4 protein-coding genes and 1 pseudogene are annotated in these 1,635 nt (G+C 34.5%); 4 read left to right on the top strand and 1 reads right to left on the bottom strand.

What is annotated here, in order from left to right; all coding sequences use genetic code 11:
• Positions 1-503 (bottom strand): helix-turn-helix domain-containing protein (locus LS72_RS10405; RefSeq protein ID WP_138155349.1); only part of this gene is annotated, 503 nt, incomplete at its 3' end.
• A 298-nt stretch (positions 504-801) separates the two neighbouring features.
• On the opposite strand from LS72_RS10405, the gene LS72_RS10400 reads away from it, so the two are divergent.
• From LS72_RS10400 to LS72_RS10390, 4 genes and pseudogenes are all read left to right on the top strand, one after another.
• Complete coding sequence (locus LS72_RS10400; RefSeq protein WP_034555452.1) at positions 802-1,002, top strand: hypothetical protein; 201 nt, start codon at positions 802-804, stop codon at positions 1,000-1,002.
• 10 nt (positions 1,003-1,012) lie between these two features.
• Positions 1,013-1,213 (top strand): helix-turn-helix domain-containing protein, encoded by a 201-nt coding sequence (locus tag LS72_RS10395; RefSeq protein WP_034555453.1) that lies wholly within the window; start codon positions 1,013-1,015, stop codon positions 1,211-1,213.
• Positions 1,213-1,374 (top strand): hypothetical protein, encoded by a 162-nt coding sequence (locus LS72_RS11045; RefSeq protein WP_194145616.1) that lies wholly within the window; start codon positions 1,213-1,215, stop codon positions 1,372-1,374. Before LS72_RS10395 ends, LS72_RS11045 begins: the two co-directional genes overlap by 1 nt.
• A 1-nt stretch (position 1,375) precedes the next feature.
• A pseudogene (locus LS72_RS10390) lies at positions 1,376-1,635 on the top strand (hypothetical protein); the annotation flags it as partial.

The following is a 1,635-nucleotide window of genomic DNA, read 5'->3' as shown; positions in this document are numbered from 1 at the left end:
GTGGGATACATAGAATCGCCCTTTCCTATAATAATAGATAAATTATTAAAAGATACAATGCCGAAATATTGGCGTAAAAAGGATTTGGGGAAGTTTAGTTGCTCTGCCGTTTCTGCTTCATTGTATGCACCGCTTCCTGCACTTGCTGTTATATCCTCGTAAAAGGGAATGGATACAATATCATCGTTTAAGGTTTGCAGTTGGTTTGGTGGAGTTATGGACATTTTTTTTGGCTTAGGGACATTACTTATGGACAAATTTTTGCTTTTACTTATGGACTTATGGACATCACTTATGGACAAATCGTCCAAGTGTGCTAAGTAATTATAACTAACACCTAATTGTTCAGCTGCCATAATCAAAAATTCCATAGTAATTGGCACTTTATTTGTCTCATAATTATAAATCGTTTTTTCTGCTGTATCTGTAAGTTCGGCTAATTGTTTTCTAGTTAAACCTCTCTCAAGCCTTGCTTCTTTAATTCTAACACCAAAATTATGCACAGATTATCCTTAATATGTAAAAAATTACCTTTATACCTTGACAAAATGTAAAATTTTACTTATAATTACATTACTTTTAAGGGAATTGTATCACAAAAATACAAAAACTTAAAAGCGGTTTGGGTGGGTGGGAAGAATATCACTTTTGGAGCTTTAAAATGCGAGTTTTAAAGTATAAAAAGGTGGTTGTAAAGCTCAAAGTTTGGAAGTTAAGAATCACTTTCAAACTAGAGCTATAATCACTTTCTCCACTCCCTCGTGGGGTGGTTAAGTGTATTATAACATAAAAAGGCGGCAAATGACTAATGAATTTATGCAAAAGGCAATTTCTGGGCTTAAGTATATTATAGAGGGTGAAGAATTTGAGGGAAAAAAGGAGATTATGACAATAGTATTAACGCATATTGAGGGACATATTTACCCGAAAGAAAAGGTGCTAGGATTTTTAAAAGAGTCCATTACAGAATCAGGCAAAACAAAACCTTGTCCTATCCCTTGAAGGTTAAATTATGAGAAAAAAGAATAGTAAAATTACCGAGCAAATGGCTAAAAGAGGCATTAAGCTACGCACTTGGGCTAAGTCAAAAGGGCTTCAAGAGAAAGATTATTTTCTATTGCTTGATATGTCTAATGGTAAGAATAAGGGTGCAAGAGGCAGGTCTAAAGAATTAAGGGAAATGCTAGAAAAAGACGGATTCAGGGTTGCGTAATGGAAAATGAAAAAAGAATAGCTGGTTTTGTCGTTGTTTATATGGATAAAAATGGAGAGGATTTTGTTCGTTTCTGCGACAGCTTAAAAGAAGCCAATGAAGTCTGTGATGCAATGATTGAGCAAGGTTATATAGTTAAAGTATTTAAAGAAGTGGTGTAAAATGGGGCAATGGATAAGCAGTAAAGAGTTTGCAGAAAGTAGCAACATAGGTATTCAAGGACTTTTTAAAGCTATTAAACGAGCTTTTGATATGGACAAAAAAATTTGCCGCATAAAAGGTAAAATTTTACACTTTAAATATATTGAAGGCGTTGGTAGAGGAGGCAAAATCCTCCAAATTTGGAACACCCCCTTATCCCAAAAGCAAGTGGAAGCCATAGAAAAAGGCTATCCTATAAAGTATGTGCTAGAGGAAATGGG

It is taken from the genome of Helicobacter apodemus (assembly GCF_000765745.2).
GTDB classification, from domain to species: Bacteria; Campylobacterota; Campylobacteria; order Campylobacterales; family Helicobacteraceae; genus Helicobacter_D; species Helicobacter_D apodemus.
Note: the sequence above shows the minus strand (reverse complement) of the source record. Positions and strands in the feature narration are given on the sequence as shown.

Coding starts and splice junctions, on each gene's coding strand:
- LS72_RS10400 (WP_034555452.1), top strand. CDS start 802: ATGACTAATGAATTTATGCAAAAGGCAATTTCTGGGCTTAAGTATATT.
- LS72_RS10395 (WP_034555453.1), top strand. CDS start 1,013: ATGAGAAAAAAGAATAGTAAAATTACCGAGCAAATGGCTAAAAGAGGC.
- LS72_RS11045 (WP_194145616.1), top strand. CDS start 1,213: ATGGAAAATGAAAAAAGAATAGCTGGTTTTGTCGTTGTTTATATGGAT.